The sequence below is a fragment of the Sphingosinicella microcystinivorans genome, from assembly GCF_027941835.1.
In the GTDB taxonomy this organism is placed as follows: domain Bacteria; phylum Pseudomonadota; class Alphaproteobacteria; order Sphingomonadales; family Sphingomonadaceae; genus Sphingosinicella.
This window is the reverse complement of record NZ_CP116005.1, coordinates 724,515-740,102: the sequence shown is the minus strand read 5'-3', so window position 1 is coordinate 740,102 and position 15,588 is coordinate 724,515. Positions and strand designations below refer to the sequence as shown.

Here is a 15,588-nt window from a genome sequence, read left to right as displayed (position 1 = left end):
GTCTTCAGCTCCGGTAGTCGGCGTTGATCGAGATGTAGCCGTGCGTCAGGTCGCAGGTCCACACCGTCGCGCGGCCCTCTCCGAGCCCGAGGCCGACGCCGATCTCGATCTCCTGTCCCTTGAGGTGCGCGGCGACCGGCGCCTCGTCGTAGCCGTCGACGACCATGCCGTCCTTCGCGACGACCGTGTCGCCGAAGCGCACCGAGAGCCTGTCTCGGTCGGCGGGTTCGCCCGCCTTGCCGACCGCCATCACGACGCGGCCCCAGTTGGCGTCCTCGCCCGCCACCGCGGTCTTCACCAGCGGCGAGTTGGCGATGGAGAGCGCGACGCGCTTCGCCGAGGCGTCGTCGACGGCGCCTTCCACCGCGACAGTGATGAGCTTCTGCGCGCCTTCGCCGTCGCGCACCACCTGCTGCGCGAGGTCGCGGCACACCTGCGTCAGCGCCGCCTGCAAGGCGTCGGCGCCCGGCGAGTCCGGCCCGGTGATCCCGGCGTTCCTCGCCGCGCCGGTCGCGAAGGCGAGCAGCGTGTCGCTGGTCGAGGTGTCGCTGTCCACGGTGATCGCGTGGAAGCTGAGGTCGGCCGCCGCCGCCAGCATGGTCCTGAGGTAGGCGGGCGATACGGCGGCATCGGTGAACACGAAGGCGAGCATCGTCGCCATGTCGGGCGCGATCATGCCCGATCCCTTGGCGATGCCGACGACGGCGACGGTGCGGTCGCCGACGATCGCGGTCGCGCCCGCGCCCTTGGCGAACGTGTCGGTCGTCATGATCGTCGAGGCGGCGTGCAGCCAGCTCGCGTCCGACCCCACGGAGAGCTTGTTGAACGCCTGCCGGAGCCCGTCCCTCGCCTTGTCCTCGGGCAGCGGCACGCCGATCACGCCCGTCGAGGCGAGGAAGATCTCCTCGCGCGCGGCGCCCGTTTCGGCGGCGACCGTGTCGAGGATCGCGTCGCACGCGGCCTTGCCGCGCCGCCCGGTGAAGGCGTTCGAATTGCCCGCGTTCACCACCAGCGCGCGCGCCTTGCCCTGCGCGAGCGCGCCCCGGCACCATTCCACCTCGGGCGAGGGGCACTTCGACGTCGTCGTCAGCCCGGCCACGACCGTGCCTTCGGCGAACTCGCCGAGCAGCATGTCGGCGCGGTCCCAGCCCTTGTACCCCGCGCGGGCGGTCGCAAGGCGCACGCCTTCGATGTCGGGCAGTTTCGGGAATTTTTCGGGGGCCAGCGGCGAACGGTCGTGCATCATCGTCCTCGTAGGTGGAACTGCCCGCACCCTAGGCCACCGCGGCGTTCCGGTCGAGCCGCAAGAGGGGACTCGCCAACCGGATTCCACCACGTTAGGCTCGCGTCCAACGATAACGGACAGACGCGAGCAGAGACGAAGGAGCGCAGGGTTTAAAAGGGGAAACGCATTTCGACGTTCAACGAAATGTATGACGGGGAAACGGTTCGCGAGCCCTATCTCGATCTTTCGGGTTGGGTCTCCGACATGCCGCCGGACCTCCTCGATCTGAAGCGCGCCGAGGCCGACGCCCTGTTCCGCCGCATCGGCATCACCTTCGCGGTCTACGGCGAGGGCGGCGACCCGGAACGGCTCATTCCTTTCGACATCTTCCCGCGCGTGTTCACCGCGCACGAATGGCGGCGGCTTGAGCGCGGCGTCAAGCAGCGCGCGCAGGCGCTGAACGCCTTCCTCCGCGACGTCTACGACCGCGCCGAGATCGTCCGCGCCGGGCGCATCCCGGCGGAGCGCGTATTCCGCAATGCCGCCTACGAGCCAGCGGTCGTCGGCATCCAGCCGCCGCGCGGCATCTACAGCCACATCGTCGGCGTCGACATCGTGCGCACCGGCCCCACCGACTTCTTCGTGCTGGAGGACAATTGCCGCACGCCGTCCGGCGTCTCCTACATGCTGGAGAACCGGGAGATCATGATGCGCATGTTCCCGGACCTGTTCCAGAGGAACCGCGTCGAGCCGGTCGAGGACTATCCGAACCAGCTCCGCCGCACGCTGATGAGCGTCGCGCCGGATGCCTGCAAGGGCGAGCCGACCGTGGTGCTGCTCACCCCCGGCTCGCTCAACAGCGCCTATTACGAGCATTCCTTTCTTGCCGACCAGATGGGCGTCGAACTCGTCGAGGGGCAGGACCTCTTCGTCGACGGCGACCACGTCTACATGCGCACGACGATGGGGCCGAAGCGCGTGGACGTGATCTATCGCCGCATCGACGACGATTTCCTCGATCCGCTCTGCTTCCGGCCCGATTCGATGCTCGGCGTGCCGGGGCTGATGAACGTCTACCGCGCGGGCAACGTCGCCGTCGCCTCGGCGCCGGGTGCCGGGGTGGCCGACGACAAGGCGATCTATACCTACGTGCCCGAGATGATCCGCTTCTACCTCGGCGAGGAGCCCGTGCTCTCCAACGTGCCGACGTGGCAGTGCGGCAAGGCGGACGATCTCGCCTACGTGCTCGAACGCCTGCCGGAGCTGGTGGTGAAGGAGGTGCACGGCTCGGGCGGCTACGGGATGCTCGTCGGCCCGGCTTCGACGAAGGACGAGATCGAGGCCTATGCGCGGCGCATCAGGGCCAATCCCGGCGAGTTCATCGCGCAGCCGACGCTCGCGCTCTCGACGAGCCCCACGTTCGTCGACGGCGGCCTTGCGCCGCGCCATGTCGACCTCCGGCCCTACTGCCTCGTCGGCGAGCGCATCCACCTGTGCGCTGGCGGGCTGACGCGGGTCGCGCTTCGCGAGGGCTCGCTCGTCGTCAACTCCTCGCAGGGCGGCGGCGTCAAGGACACGTGGGTGCTGGCGGACTGAAATGACCATGCTGAGCCGCACCGCCGAGAACCTGTTCTGGATGACCCGCTACATGGAGCGGGCCGAGACGATGGCGCGCCTGCTGGAGGTCGGCTACCGCATCGCGCTGATGCCGTCCGCCGGCGCGGGGCACCAGAACGACTGGGCTTCGATCCTCTCCGCCTCGGGCGGCGCGGCGGATTTCGCCTCGCGCTACGACGGCGAGACGACGCCCGCCATGGTCGAATCCTTCCTGTTCTTCGATCGCGAGAACACCTCGTCGGTGGCAAGCTGCATTGCCCGCGCCCGCGACAACGCCCGCGTCGTCCGCACTGCCGTCACCAGCGAGGTGTGGGACGCGCTGAACGGTGCCTTCCAGGACCTGAAGACCTTCGAGCGGCGCGGCCCGGGCCGCACCGACCTGATGACGCTCTGCGACTGGACCAAGCGGCAGACGGCGCTGCTGCGCGGCGCCATCGAAAGCACACAGCTCCAGCAGGACGGCTACGACTTCATGAACCTCGGCTACTACATCGAGCGCGCCGACAACACCGCGCGGATGCTCGACGTGAAATACTACGTGCTGCTGCCGGTGACGGACCGCGTCGGCGGCGGCGTCGACAACTACCAGTGGACGACGCTGCTGCGCGCCATGTCGGTGTTCCGCGCCTTCCACTGGGCCTACGGCGGCGACTACACGCCGGGGAAGATCGCGCACTTCCTGATCCTCAACAAGTCCTGCCCGCGCTCGCTCATCCACTGCGCCGAGCAGACCAACTATCACCTCGCGCGCCTCTCCCGCGCCTACGGCCAGCGCACCAAGCCGCACCAGACCGCGCGCACGATGCTCGCCGAGCTTGCCGACGCCGACGTCGACGACATCATCTTTGCCGGTCTCCACGAGTTCCTGACAGGCCACATCGTCCGCACCGCCGCGCTCGGCAGCGAGATCGCGGACACGTACCTGTTCGGGGGGCGCTGATGCGTCTTTCCGTCTCGCACGTCACCCGCTACCGCTACGCCGCGCCGATCCGTCAGGTGGTGCAGAGCCACCGCCTCACGCCGTCGCGCTTCGCCGGTCAGCGCACGCTCGACTGGAAGGTGGAGGTGGACGGCGGCCGCTTCTCGCAGCCGTTCACGGACGGGGCGGGGGACACGATCCGCACCATGTCGCTGCACGGCCCCGTCGAGGCGATCGACATCCACGTGACCGGCACGGTCGAGACCGTCGATCTCGCGGGCGTCCTCAAGGCCCACCGCGAGCGCATCTCGCCGCTCGTCTATCTCCGCACCACGCGCGCGACGCGCCCCGACGGGGCGCTCAGGAAGCTCGCCGCGAAGGCCGTCTCCGGCATTCCCGAAGCCGCGCTTCTCGAGCGCGCGCACGCCATGTCCGCCGCCGTCGCCGACGGCATCGTGTACGCGCCGGGCGAAACGCACGCGCACACCACGGCGGCCGAGGCGCTCGGCCTCGCGCTCGGCGTCTGTCAGGACCACGCGCACGCGCTCATCGCCTGCGCGGTGTCGGTGGGCATCCCGGCGCGCTACGTCTCGGGCTACCTGTTCGCCAGCGCCGACGGCGCGCCGCACGAGGCGAGCCACGCGTGGGCGGAGCTTCACATCGAGGGACTCGGCTGGGTCGGCTTCGACCCCGCCAACCGCTGCTGCCCGGACGAGCGCTACATCCGCCTCGGCTCGGGCGTCGACGCCGTGGCCGCGGCGCCGATCCGGGGCGTCTCGTTCGGCCTTGCGAGCGAGGACCTCGACGTGACCGTTGCAGTGACCGCGGTGCAGCAATAAGGATCGCGGCACCATGACATACTGCGTCGGCGTGCTCCTCAATGACGGCATCGTGCTCCTGTCGGACACGCGCACCAATGCCGGTTTCGACAATATCGCCAGCTACAAGAAGATGTTCGTCTTCGAGGAGCCGGGCGAGCGCGTGATCGCGCTGATGACGGCCGGCAGCCTGTCGGTGACGCAGACGGTGATCGCGCGCCTGCGCGACGCCCTCGACGATCCCGAGCAGACCGAGACGCCGTCGATCATGAAGGCGTCGACGATGCTGGAGGTCGCGCACATCGTCGGCGAGACGCTCTCGCGCGTCACGGCGGAGGTCTCGGAAAAGCTCGAACGCATGAAGCAGGGCGCGACCGCCTCGATGATCCTCGCCGGGCAGCGCAAGGGCGGCGGCCCGCGCATGTTCCTGATCTATCCCGAAGGCAATTTCATCGAGGCCACGGAAGATACGCCGTTCCTCCAGATCGGCGAGCACAAGTACGGCAAGCCCATCCTCGACCGCGTCGTCAGGAAGGACATGCCGATCGACGACGCGCGCAAGGCGCTGCTGCTTTCGATGGATTCGACGCTGCGCTCGAACCTCTCGGTGGGGATGCCGCTTGACCTCACCGTGCTGTGCAAGGACGATTTCAGGATCTCCGAAGCGCATCGCTTCGAGCCGGGCGACCCGGCGTTCACGGCGATGTCGGAAGCGTGGAGCCGGACGCTGCGCGAGGGCTTCTCGCGGATCGAGATCTAGGGTTCAGTCCCGCCCGAAGAACCGGTCGATGACGCCCTGCGCGAGCCGCGCCGGGCGCAGCGTTTCGGCGTCGAGGCAGCACCAGCTTGATTTCACCTCGGCGAGCACCTCCTCGCCGCGCTTGATGATCGTCTCGTAGAAGGCCCGCGCGCCCTGCACCTTTTCGAGGAGCACGGTGGCGATCACCTCGTCGTCGAGGAAGGTCGGGCGGCGGTAGGTGATCTCGTGCTTCAGCGCCACCCACAGGTGCGCGGCGACCGCCTCGGCGGGCGCGAAGCGCTGCCAGTGGCTCAGCACGGCGTCCTGCACCCACTTCAGGTAGCTGGCGTTGTTCACGTGCCCCATGAAGTCGATGTCGGCGGGGTTGATCTCGATCGCGTAGCTGAAGGGGGCGGGGGTGGACATGCCGCGAAGATAGCAGGTCGGCCGCGAATTTGCGAGCGGCGCGCGCTTTCGGACACAATGCCGCAGCGCGGAAACGAAAAGCGCCGCCGGAGCGGTCCCCGGCGGCGCCTTTGCGTGACGAAGTCTTGGAAGGCTTACGCGGCCTTGCGGCGGCGTGCCGCGCCGAGGGCGACAAGGCCGAGGCCGAACAGGCCGAGCATGGCCGGTTCCGGCACGTCGACGGTTTCGACGACCTTGATCGCCTTGACCGTGGCCTTCACGCCGATCGGTGCGAAGAAGTCGATTCCCGACAGGTCCTGGAAGTCCACGGTGAACTCGGAGCCGTCCGCGGTGATGATCGGGGGAACGTCGTCCCAGATCAGCCAGCCGCCGGTGATGACGCCGCCGGCGGTCACGTAATAGGCTTCGCCGCCCGACGAGGCGGAGCCGGCGATCGGCTCGAAGAACGCCAGCGTCGCGGTGAACGTGGCGTGGCCCGCGCCGACGCCGCTCGGCGTGATCTCGCCGAAGGTGAAGGTGTAGTCGTTGCCCTCTTCGAGCGTGAACGTGAAATCGCCGCCGAACGCGAGGTCGGCGGTGACGTCGCACCAGCCGAGGCAGCCGCTCGTGTCGACGTTGAGAGCGGAGCCGCCGTGATCGACCGTGAAAACGAGACCGGCGTTGGCGGGGGCGGCGAAAGCGGTGATGCCCAGCAGGGCGGTCGCAGCGGCGACTTTCAGCATGTTCATTTTTTTCTCCGAAGCAAAGCAACAGCCTGAGGCCGTTAACCATGCAATCGCCGTGCCACTTGCAAAGCGGTCGCAAATGCGGCGGTCTTGAAATTTTCCATCCGAAAATTGTAAAATCTGCCGACAGTATCGGAGGTGTCGGCCGGCACGGTGGGCTTCCCGCCGCCCGGGAAAAAGGCCAGAATGGCGGCATGGCCGAAGATCTCGCCGCCTTCGTCGCTGCGATGGACCGCTGCTGGCTGGAGCGGCGGTTCGAAGACCTCGCGGCCTATCTCGCGGAGGACGTCGTGATGGCGGCGCCGGGCGGCGGGCGCGTCGAAGGTCTCGCTTCGGCCGTGGAGAGCTACCGCGAATTCATGTCGCGCAGCAGGATCGCGCGTTTCGCGGCGCGGGACCATGCCGTTACCCTGCGCGGCGACACGGCGGTCGTCGAATACGGCTGGGACATGGCGTGGGAAAGCGGGGTGGAAAGCGCAGGGGAAAGCGAGGGCGAGCGCCACGAGACGTCGGGGCGCGAAGCGCTGGTGCTTGCCCGCCGCGCAGACGGCTGGCGTGTCGTCTGGCGCACGCAGCTTCCGGCCTGAAACCGCCGCGTCAGAACCAGGCGCGCACGCCCACCAGCCAGCGCACCGCGTCCACGTCCTCGCCCGCTGCGCGCGCGAAGTCGGCGGTGTCGCCGACCTTGCGGTGCCATTCGACGCCCGCGTAGGGCCGGAACTGCGGCGTGAATTCGTAGCCGAGCCGCGCGCCCGCCTCGATGCCGACAAGCCCCGCGCCGATGCCGTATTCGGGGATGTCCTGCGCGGAAAGCTCCGCCTCGACGCGCGGTTGCAGGATCAGCCTCTGCGTCAGCCGCTGGTCGTATTCGGCCTCGATGCGCGCCGTCACGTCGCCCTTCGTGGAGATGAACGCGGCGATGTCGACCTCGAACTTGTAGGGCGCGAGACCCTGCACGCCGATCACCGCGTGGGCGCGGTCCGGCTCCGGGCGGATGTCGTAGCGCACGCCCGCCTGCACATCGAAGAACGGGCCAATGGCGCGGCTCCACAGGGCCTGCACCTCGGCGGATTCGAGCGTGCCGCCGAATGCGCCTTCGCCCTCGGTCTTCCACCAGAACTTGTCGATGTCGCGGCCGATCCAGCCCTGCACGTCCCACAAATAGGTCTCGTGGCCCTGCCCGAACCCGGCCTCCAGCCGGTCGACGATGGTCTTGCTCACCGTCATGCCGCCCGTCTCCCTGTAGAGCGCGGCGCGCGCGGCGGCCATCGTGTCGGCGCCGAACGCGGCATCGGCAGCGTGGGCGGGGCCGCTGCTCGCGGCGGCGGGCGGCGGGCCTTTCGGGATAGCAGGGCTGGAGGGCGCCACACCATGTCCGGCGTGAGGGTCCGCCGACGGCATCGTATGTCCGGCATGTGGGTCGGCCGCCTGCGGCATGACGTGCCCGGCATGGGGGTCGTCCGCTTGTGGCATGACATGGCCCGCGTGCGGATCGTCCGCAGCTGTCGGGGCCGCCTGATGCGCGGCGTGATCGTGCGCGCCGTGCTGCGGATGATCCTGCTGTCCTTGCGCGAGCGCGGGGCCGGCCGCGCCGATCAGAAGGAGGGCGAGAAGCCGCTTCATGCCGCGTCTCCTTCACCATCGAGCGGCCGCACCGTCACCACGTTGAACATGCCGAGGTGCATGTGCATCAGGAGGTGGCAGTGGAAGGCCCAGTCGCCGGGCGCGTCGGCGGTGAGGTCGAAGGAGAGCTTGCCGCCCGGCAGCACGTTCACCGTGTGCTTCCGCGGATGGTGGCCGTCGTGGCCGTTCACCACCTCGAAGAAATGGCCGTGCAGGTGGATGGGGTGCGCCATCATCGTGTCGTTCACCAGCGTCACGCGCACGCGCTCGTTCCGCTCGAAGCGGAACGGTTCGGTCACGGGGCTGAACTGCTCGCCGTCGAACGACCACATGTAGCGTTCCATGTTGCCCGTCAGGTGGATTTCGAGGCTGCGCGAGGGCGGCCGCGTGTCCGGGTTCGGCGCCAGCGCGACGAGATCGGTGTAGACGAGCACGCGGTGCGTCGCGTCCTCGAGGCCGAGGCCGCGGTCGCCCACCCGGTCCACCGGCATCGGCGCGATCATGTCGACGCCGGGGTTCAGCTTCACGCCCGCGCGCGCCGCGTTTTCGGGATCGCGCATCTTCATCGAATGGCCCATCGCGGCGTGGTCGCCGCCCCCGGAATCGCCGCTCCCGTGGCCCATGTCCTTCATGGTCAGCGCCGGGCGCTCGCGCAGCTTCGGCACCGGCGCGCTCATGCCCGTGCGCGGCGCGAGCGTCGCGCGCACCATGCCGGAGCGGTCGATGCTCTCGGCGGCGAGCGTCCAGGCGGCGTCCCCCGGCGTCACGATCACGTCATAGGTCTCGGCGACGCTGATCTGGATCTCGTCCGTCTCGACGGGCCGCACGTTCTCGCCGTCCGCGTTCACCACGGTCATGGGGAGGCCCGGAATGCGCACGTTGAAGATGGTCATCGCCGAGGCGTTGATGATGCGCAGCCGCACCCGCTCGCCGGGGGTGAACAGCCCGGTCCAGTTCTCCTCGGGTCCGTGGCCGTTGACGAGATAGGTGTAGGTCGCGCCGGTCACGTCCGAAATGTCGGCGGGGCTCATGCGCATGGCGCCCCACTCCAGCCGTTCCTTCAGGCTCTGGCCCTTGCCCGCGAGAAGCTCGGCGAGGTTGGGGTTGTCGCGGCGGAAGAACTCCGGGTCCTGCTTCAGCTTCCGCATGATCGCGTGCGGGTGCATGAAGCTCCAGTCCGAAAGCACGATCACGTGCTCGCGGTCGTAGGCGACCGGGTCGGCCTCCGCCGGGTCGATGACGATGGGGCCGTAATGGCCCATCGCCTCCTGGAGGTTCGAATGGCTGTGATACCAGTAGGTGCCGGACTGGATGACCGGGAATTCGTAGGTGAAGCGCGAATGCGGCGCGATGCCGGGGAAGCTGATGCCCGGCACGCCGTCCATCCGGAACGGCAGCAGCAGCCCGTGCCAGTGGATGGAGGTGTCCTCGTCAAGATGATTGGTCACGATCAGCCGCGCTGTCTGCCCCTCTTTCAGACGGATGAGCGGCGCGGGCAGCGTGCCGTTCACCGTCACGGCATGGCCGGTGCGCCCGCCGACGGTGAAGGACGTGTGGCCGACGTTCAGCCGGATTTCCGGGCCTGACAGTGTGGCTCCGATACCGGGCGTGCCGCTGCGCGCCCATGCGGGGAACAAGGCCGAAGCGCCGATGCCGCCGATCAGCGCACGCCGCGAGAGGGAGAGTCCGGTCATGGCGGGGGCTTCTGCACCTTGACATTATGATAAGGTCAAGGGGGCTTGACCTTGACATGGTGTGAAGGTTCAATCTGTGCGGCAATAGGAGAATCCCGTGGCCGATTGCTGCAAGCATCACGATCATCATCATCATCACGGCCATCACGCCGCGCCGCCGGTCGACCCGGCATCCGTTGCGCCCGGCACCATGTGGACCTGCCCGATGCACCCGGAGGTGCGGCAGCCGGGGCCGGGCACCTGCCCGATCTGCGGCATGGCGCTGGAGCCGGAAGCGCCCTCGCTCGATGACGCGCCCAACCCGGAACTCGTCGATTTCACCCGCCGCCTCTGGGTCGCCGCCGTGCTGGCGCTGCCGCTGTTCGTGCTGGCGATGGGCACGGACATGCTCGGCTGGCACCTGATGCCGATGCGGACGCTGGTGTTCGTCCAGCTCGCGCTGGCGACGCCGGTGGTGCTGTGGGCGGGCCTGCCGTTCTTCGAGCGGGCGATCGCGTCGGTCCGCACGCGCAACCTCAACATGTTCACGCTCATCGGCCTCGGCGTCGGCGTCGCCTACGCCTACAGCGTCGTCGCGACGCTCGCGCCCGGCCTGTTCCCGGAAAGCCTGCGCACGATGCACGGGCAGGTGCCCGTCTATTTCGAGGCGGCGGCGGTGATCGTCGCGCTCGTCCTGCTCGGGCAGGTGCTGGAGCTGCGCGCCCGCGCCGCGACGGGCAAGGCGATCCGCGCGCTGCTCGGCCTCGCGCCGAAGCACGCGCGGCGCATTGCGCCGGACGGCAGCGAGGCGGATGTGGACATCGGCCACATCGCCATCGGCGACCGGCTGCGCGTGCGCCCCGGCGAGAAGATCCCGGTGGACGGCATCGTCGAGGACGGCCGCTCCTCGGTCGACGAGTCGATGCTCACCGGAGAGCCGGTCCCCGCCGAGAAGGCGCCCGGCGATGCCGTGACGGGCGCGACCGTGAACGGCACCGGGATGCTCGTCGTGCGCGCGGCGCGTGTCGGCAGCGACACGATGCTCGCGCAGATCGTCCGCATGGTGGCGGAGGCGCAGCGCTCGCGCGCGCCGATCCAGAGCCTCGCCGACACGGTTTCCGGCTGGTTCGTACCCGCCGTGGTGCTGGTCGCGGTGCTCGCCTTCGCCGTGTGGCTGTTTGTGGGGCCGGAGCCGCGCCTCGCCCACGCGCTCGTCGCGGCGGTGTCGGTGCTCATCATCGCCTGTCCCTGCGCGCTTGGCCTCGCGACGCCCATGTCGATCATGGTCGGCACCGGGCGCGGCGCGGCGGCGGGCGTGCTCGTCCGCAACGCCGAAGCGCTGGAGCGCATGGAGAAGGTCGATACGCTCGTCGTCGACAAGACCGGCACGCTGACGCTGGGGAAGCCGCGCCTCGTCGGCATCGAAGGCGACGACCCGGATACGATGCTCCGCCTCGCCGCCGCCGTCGAGCGCGGCAGCGAGCATCCGCTCGCCGCCGCCATCGTCGATGCCGCGGAAGAGCGCGGACTTGCGCCCGCGAGCGTCAGCGATTTCGCCTCGGAAACCGGCAAGGGTGTCTCCGGCGTCGTCGAGGGCCGCCGCGTCCTGCTTGGCAACCGCGCGATGATGACGGGGCTCGACACGTCGTTGTTCGATGCGAAGGCGGATGCACGGCGCGAGGCCGGGGAGGGCGTCATGTACCTCGCCGTGGACGGCGCGTTCGCGGGCTTCCTCGCCGTCGCCGATCCCGTCAAGGACGGCGCGGCGGACGCCATCGCTGCCCTCAAGCGCGAAGGCCTGCACATCGTCATGCTCACCGGCGACAACCGGAAGACCGCCGAGGCCGTTGCGCGGCGGATCGGCGGCATCGACGCGGTGATCGCCGAGGTGCTCCCCGCCGACAAGCAGCGGGTCGTCGAGCGCCTGCGCGCCGAGGGCCGCGTCGTCGCGATGGCGGGCGACGGCATCAACGACGCGCCCGCGCTCGCCGCCGCCAATGTCGGCATCGCGATGGGCACGGGCACCGACGTCGCCATGGAAAGCGCCGCCGTCACGCTGGTGAAGGGCGATCTTCGCGGCATCGTCCGCGCCCGCCGCCTCAGCCGGGCCGTGATGCGCAACATCCGCCAGAACCTGTTCTTCTCGTTCGTGTTCAACGCGGCGGGCGTGCCGATCGCGGCGGGCGTGCTCTACCCGGTGTTCGGGCTGCTGCTGAGCCCGATGATCGCCGGGGCGGCCATGTCGTTCAGCTCCGTCACCGTGATCGGCAACGCGCTTCGGCTGAGGGGAGCGAGACTGTGAACATCGGCGCGGCATCGAAGAAGAGCGGCGTCAGCCAGCGCATGATCCGCCACTACGAGGGCATCGGCCTGATCCCGGTGCCGCCCCGGCGCGAGTCCGGCTACCGCGACTACGGCGAGGACGATGTGCACCGCCTGCGCTTCATCGCCAACGCGCGCGACCTCGGCTTCGGCATCGAGGAGATCCGCACCCTGCTCGCGCTCTGGTCGGACCGCGAGCGCAGCAGCGCCGACGTCAAGCGCCTCGCGCTCCAGCAGGCCGAGGCGCTCGGCGAGAAGGCGAAGGCGATCGAGGCGATGCGCAGCACGCTCCTCCATCTGGCGAAGGGCTGCCACGGCGACTCCCGCCCCGAATGCCCGATCATCGACGCGCTCGCGGAGAGGCTTAACTAGACGGCGACGCCTGTCGGCATATCGTGGGTGCTTCGGAATGGAGCCACCTTCCATGCGCGTTGACCTCGTTATCATGCTCGGCCTCGTCCTGTCGTCCGGAGGCGTAATGGCGGCAGATGGCGTCGTGGACGTGAGTCTCCGGATCGACATTTATGGCCGGGTGGCTGAATGCCGGGTGCTCCGTTCCAGCGGTCACGCGAAGCTGGATGCCAGAACATGCTCCATACTACGCCGAACAAAGCGCTATGACGTCAAACGGTATGGCGGGAAGGCGATTGCCTACGAGCGGATGGAGACATACCGCTGGCAGGTGCCGCGCGCGCCGGAGCCCATCCGATAACACTTTCTGACGGCCCGCATTCATTGACTATAAAGCGCGCCGTTCCTATGTCGGCGGCGATGTTGGGGCCTGCCCGTGCGGCCCCGCCCTTTGCGCACAAGGTCCTCCATGCTGGGTTTTAACGCGCTCGCGAAGCGTATCTTCGGCTCTTCCAACGATCGCTACGTCCGGTCGCTCTCCCCCATCGTCCGCAAGATCAACGATCTTGAAGCCGCGTTCGAGGCGCTCTCCGACGAGCAGCTCAAGGCCAAGACGGAAGAATACCGCCAGCGCCTCGCGGGCGGCGAGACGCTGGACGCGCTGCTCCCCGAAGCCTTCGCCACGGTGCGCGAGGCCTCGAAGCGCGTGCTCGGGATGCGGCATTTCGACGTCCAGCTCATCGGCGGCGTCGTGCTGCACCGGGGCGAGATCGCCGAGATGCGCACCGGCGAGGGCAAGACGCTGGTGGCGACGCTCGCCACCTATTTGAACGCCATCGAGGGCAAGGGCGTCCACGTCGTCACCGTCAACGACTATCTCGCCCGCCGCGACTCCGGCTGGATGGGCAAGATCCACAATTTCCTCGGGCTGTCCGTGGGCGTCATCGTCCCGAACCTCGACGAGGCGACCCGCCGCGCCGCCTACGCCGCCGACATCACCTACGGCACCAACAACGAGTTCGGCTTCGATTACCTGCGCGACAACATGAAATATTCGCGCGAGTCGATGGTGCAGCGCCCGTTCAACTTCGCGATCGTCGACGAGGTTGACTCGATCCTCGTCGACGAGGCGCGCACGCCGCTCATCATCTCCGGTCCCACCGAGGACAAGACCGACCTCTACCTCGCCGTCGACGCGGTGGTGAAGGTGCTGCCGAAGGACGCCTACGAGGTCGACGAGAAGCAGAAGTCGATCACGCTCACCGAGGACGGCACCGAGGCCGCCGAGCGCGCGCTCGAGGCGGCAGGGCTGCTCGTCGGCGCCAACCTCTACGATTTCGAGAACACGCAGGTGGTCCACCACTTGAACCAGGCGCTGAAGGCCAACGTCATCTTCCGCCGCGACACCGACTATATCGTGAAGGGCGACAAGATCGTCATCATCGACGAGTTCACCGGGCGCATGATGGACGGCCGCCGCTGGTCGGACGGGCTGCATCAGGCGGTGGAGGCCAAGGAAGGCGTCGAGATCCAGCCCGAGAACCAGACGCTCGCCTCGATCACCTTCCAGAACTATTTCCGCATGTACCCGAAGCTCGGCGGCATGACCGGCACGGCGGCGACGGAAGCGGCCGAATTCTACGACATCTACAAGCTGAACACGGTCGAGATTCCGACGAACGTGCCCGTGCAGCGCATCGACGTCGACGACGAGTTCTACAAGAACGCGGCTGACAAGTACGCCGCCATCGTGAAAGCGATCCGCGAGGCGAGCATGAAGGGCCAGCCCGTGCTCGTCGGCACCGTCTCCATCGAGAAGTCGGAGATGCTCTCCGAGTACCTGACGAAGGAAGGCGTCGAGCACAACGTGCTCAATGCCCGCTTCCACGAGCAGGAAGCGCATATCGTCGCGCAGGCGGGCCGTCTCGGCGCCGTCACCATCGCCACCAACATGGCGGGCCGCGGCACCGACATCCAGCTCGGCGGCAACGTCGAGTTCCGCGTCGACGACGAGCTGAAGACGATGCCGGAAGGCCCCGACAAGGACCGCGAGGTCGAGCGCATCCGCCAGGAGGTTGCCGCCGAGCGCGAGGCCGTGAAGCAGGCCGGCGGCCTGTTCGTGCTCGGCACCGAGCGGCACGAGAGCCGCCGCATCGACAACCAGCTGCGCGGCCGCTCGGGCCGCCAGGGCGACCCGGGCTTCTCGCGCTTCTACCTCAGCCTCGACGACGACCTGCTGCGCATCTTCGGCCAGCAGTCGATGCTGAACCGCATGATGCAGTCGGGGCTGGAGGAGGGCGAGGCGATCGTCCACCCGTGGATCTCGAAGGCGATCCAGACCGCGCAGAAGAAGGTCGAGGCGCGCAACTACGACATCCGCAAGCAGCTCCTCCAGTACGACGACGTGATGAACGACCAGCGCAAGGTCGTTTACGAGCAGCGCGCCGACGTCATGGATTCGGAAACGCTCGGCGACGTCGTTGCCGACATGCGCGCCGAGACCGCGAACGACATACTGGCGCAGCACTGCCCGGCCGGCACCTATCCGGAGCAGTGGAATATCGAGGGCCTCAAGGCCGATCTCGACCGCCTGTTCGCGCTCGACCTGCCGATCGACGACTGGATGACCGAGCAGGCCGTCGACCAGGAGGTGTTCGCCGAGCGCATCGAGGCGGCGGCGAAGTCCGCGCTCGAAGCCAAGACCGCGAACATCCCGGCCGAGACGTGGACGCAGATCGAGAAGAGCTTCCTGCTGCAGGCGATCGACCATCACTGGAAGGAGCACCTCGCGACGCTCGATGCGCTGCGCGCCGTCATCCACCTGCGCGCCTACGCGCAGAAGCAGCCGATCAACGAGTACAAGCAGGAAGCCTTCGCGCTGTTCGAGCGGATGCTCGTCAACATCCGCGAGGAGGTGACGCGGATGCTCAGCCACGCGCAGTTCGAGATGGCGCCGCCGCCGCTGCCGCGCACGCCGCCCGAGTTCCTGACGACGCACATCGACCCGTTCACCGGCGAGAACGATTCGCTCGCTGCCGATCCCGCGCTGCTGGCGGCGGAGAACGCGGGCCCCATCGGCCGCAATCAGCCCTGTCCCTGCGGCTCCGGCAAGAAGTACAAGCACTGCCACGGCGCGAAGGACTGAGCCTT

General features: G+C 68.4%; 14 protein-coding genes. 9 read left to right on the top strand and 5 right to left on the bottom strand.

Annotation, left to right across the window (positions count from 1 at the left end; translation table 11 throughout):
* Positions 1 to 4 precede the first annotated feature (4 nt).
* Entirely contained in the window at positions 5 to 1,243 is a 1,239-nt protein-coding gene (gene argJ / locus PE061_RS03570) for a bifunctional glutamate N-acetyltransferase/amino-acid acetyltransferase ArgJ (RefSeq protein WP_271257793.1), read from the bottom strand.
* A gap of 186 nt (positions 1,244 to 1,429) precedes the next feature.
* Here argJ and PE061_RS03565 point away from each other — a divergent pair, with 186 nt between their 5' ends.
* Genes PE061_RS03565 through PE061_RS03550 form a run of 4 tightly spaced genes read left to right on the top strand, consistent with a single transcriptional unit; the run spans position 1,430 to position 5,339 of the window.
* Positions 1,430 to 2,821 (top strand): circularly permuted type 2 ATP-grasp protein, encoded by a 1,392-nt coding sequence (locus PE061_RS03565; protein WP_271257792.1) that lies wholly within the window; start codon positions 1,430 to 1,432, stop codon positions 2,819 to 2,821.
* Between the two features lies 1 nt (position 2,822).
* The gene (locus tag PE061_RS03560) at positions 2,823 to 3,782 is read left to right on the top strand and encodes an alpha-E domain-containing protein (RefSeq protein ID WP_271257791.1); all 960 of its coding nucleotides are present in this window, start codon (positions 2,823 to 2,825) and stop codon (positions 3,780 to 3,782) included.
* Positions 3,782 to 4,600 (top strand): transglutaminase family protein, encoded by an 819-nt coding sequence (locus PE061_RS03555; RefSeq protein ID WP_271257790.1) that lies wholly within the window; start codon positions 3,782 to 3,784, stop codon positions 4,598 to 4,600. Before PE061_RS03560 ends, PE061_RS03555 begins: the two co-directional genes overlap by 1 nt.
* A 13-nt stretch (positions 4,601 to 4,613) precedes the next feature.
* A complete protein-coding gene (locus PE061_RS03550; protein WP_271257789.1) occupies positions 4,614 to 5,339 on the top strand; it encodes a peptidase in 726 nt (241 codons plus the stop codon).
* A gap of 3 nt (positions 5,340 to 5,342) precedes the next feature.
* On the opposite strand, the gene PE061_RS03545 is transcribed toward PE061_RS03550, so the two are convergent.
* Together PE061_RS03545 and PE061_RS03540 are read right to left on the bottom strand one after the other, a co-directional pair.
* Positions 5,343 to 5,744, bottom strand: a complete 402-nt coding sequence (locus PE061_RS03545) for an acyl-CoA thioesterase (protein ID WP_271257788.1) — start codon at positions 5,742 to 5,744, stop codon at positions 5,343 to 5,345.
* 134 nt (positions 5,745 to 5,878) lie between these two features.
* Positions 5,879 to 6,472: a PEP-CTERM sorting domain-containing protein gene (locus PE061_RS03540; protein WP_271257787.1), complete on the bottom strand. Its 594-nt coding sequence runs from the start codon at positions 6,470 to 6,472 to the stop codon at positions 5,879 to 5,881.
* Between the two features lie 191 nt (positions 6,473 to 6,663).
* Here PE061_RS03540 and PE061_RS03535 point away from each other — a divergent pair, with 191 nt between their 5' ends.
* Complete coding sequence (locus tag PE061_RS03535; protein ID WP_271257786.1) at positions 6,664 to 7,056, top strand: YybH family protein; 393 nt, start codon at positions 6,664 to 6,666, stop codon at positions 7,054 to 7,056.
* Positions 7,057 to 7,066: 10 nt separating this feature from the next.
* Here the strand turns inward: PE061_RS03535 and PE061_RS03530 are convergent, their stop codons facing one another.
* Together PE061_RS03530 and PE061_RS03525 are read right to left on the bottom strand one after the other, a co-directional pair.
* Positions 7,067 to 8,092, bottom strand: coding sequence for a copper resistance protein B (locus tag PE061_RS03530; RefSeq protein WP_271257785.1), 1,026 nt, complete (start codon positions 8,090 to 8,092; stop codon positions 7,067 to 7,069).
* Positions 8,089 to 9,786 carry a copper resistance system multicopper oxidase gene (locus tag PE061_RS03525; protein WP_271257784.1) on the bottom strand — a complete coding sequence of 566 codons (1,698 nt, stop codon included), beginning with the start codon at positions 9,784 to 9,786 and terminating at the stop codon, positions 8,089 to 8,091. Before PE061_RS03525 ends, PE061_RS03530 begins: the two co-directional genes overlap by 4 nt.
* Before the next feature lie 97 nt (positions 9,787 to 9,883).
* Between PE061_RS03525 and PE061_RS03520 the strand changes: the two genes are divergently transcribed.
* The 4 genes from PE061_RS03520 to secA all read left to right on the top strand — a co-directional run bounded on the left by PE061_RS03520 (position 9,884) and on the right by secA (position 15,583).
* Positions 9,884 to 12,067 (top strand): copper-transporting P-type ATPase, encoded by a 2,184-nt coding sequence (locus PE061_RS03520; protein ID WP_271257783.1) that lies wholly within the window; start codon positions 9,884 to 9,886, stop codon positions 12,065 to 12,067.
* Positions 12,064 to 12,459: a Cu(I)-responsive transcriptional regulator gene (cueR, locus tag PE061_RS03515; protein WP_271257782.1), complete on the top strand. Its 396-nt coding sequence runs from the start codon at positions 12,064 to 12,066 to the stop codon at positions 12,457 to 12,459. The genes PE061_RS03520 and cueR overlap by 4 nt, the downstream gene beginning before the upstream one ends.
* A 52-nt stretch (positions 12,460 to 12,511) precedes the next feature.
* A complete protein-coding gene (locus tag PE061_RS03510; protein ID WP_271257781.1) occupies positions 12,512 to 12,799 on the top strand; it encodes a TonB family protein in 288 nt (95 codons plus the stop codon).
* A gap of 108 nt (positions 12,800 to 12,907) precedes the next feature.
* Positions 12,908 to 15,583 carry a preprotein translocase subunit SecA gene (secA, locus tag PE061_RS03505; RefSeq protein ID WP_271257780.1) on the top strand — a complete coding sequence of 892 codons (2,676 nt, stop codon included), beginning with the start codon at positions 12,908 to 12,910 and terminating at the stop codon, positions 15,581 to 15,583.
* Positions 15,584 to 15,588: the final 5 nt, after the last annotated feature.